At 45.5% G+C, this 740-nt stretch carries 4 tRNA genes; all 4 read right to left on the reverse strand.

Annotated features, from left to right (window positions below):
* Positions 1 to 272 precede the first annotated feature (272 nt).
* Positions 273 to 348: transfer RNA gene (locus GCE9029_RS25255), tRNA-Ala, on the reverse strand.
* A gap of 89 nt (positions 349 to 437) precedes the next feature.
* Positions 438 to 513: transfer RNA gene (locus GCE9029_RS25260), tRNA-Val, on the reverse strand.
* A 69-nt stretch (positions 514 to 582) separates the two neighbouring features.
* Positions 583 to 658: transfer RNA gene (locus tag GCE9029_RS25265), tRNA-Lys, on the reverse strand.
* A gap of 2 nt (positions 659 to 660) precedes the next feature.
* Positions 661 to 736: transfer RNA gene (locus GCE9029_RS25270), tRNA-Glu, on the reverse strand.
* Between the last annotated feature and the right edge of the window lie 4 nt (positions 737 to 740).

The following is a 740-nucleotide window of genomic DNA, read 5'->3' on the forward strand; positions in this document are numbered from 1 at the left end:
TTTTTGCCTCTGCTTTTTCTTAAAAAGCGGAAACATAAAGCGATGAACGATTTCGCCGGACTCAAATATTGTTCATCACTTCCGAAGAAGGATGAAACCAAGAACACTTGAATGTGTTTGGTGTTAACTCCACAGAGTCAACATTTGAGAACTTTTACAAACAATCTTCATTTCCGTAGAAACAAAGTTGTTTAGTCAGCTTTCCAGATTTTTAAAGAGCAAAGTGATGTTAAAACCACTTTCTAAATATTCTCGTAAGAACACTTAAAGAGTGGTGGAGCTAGACGGGATCGAACCGTCGACCTCTTGCATGCCATGCAAGCGCTCTCCCAGCTGAGCTATAGCCCCATCGGGTAGTCTTTTCCCATTTCCAAACACGACCTTGAGACGTTTAGCAATCTAAACGACGAGCGTCATAACAAAGAAGAAGGAAAAAGTGGTGGGCGATACCGGGCTCGAACCAGTGACCCCCTCCTTGTAAGGGAGGTGCTCTCCCAACTGAGCTAATCGCCCACATATGTTTGTTTTCACCTTTAAAAAGGCAAAACCCAAACTGAGTTTTACATCCTCTGTGGAAGAAGATGGTGGGTCGTGCAGGATTCGAACCTGCGACCAATTGATTAAAAGTCAACTGCTCTACCAACTGAGCTAACGACCCAGTGGCGTCCCATAGGGGAGTCGAACCCCTGTTACCGCCGTGAAAGGGCGGTGTCCTAGGCCTCTAGACGAATGGGACACAC

The sequence above is a fragment of the Grimontia celer genome, from assembly GCF_900055185.1.
Lineage (GTDB): Bacteria > Pseudomonadota > Gammaproteobacteria > Enterobacterales > Vibrionaceae > Enterovibrio > Enterovibrio celer.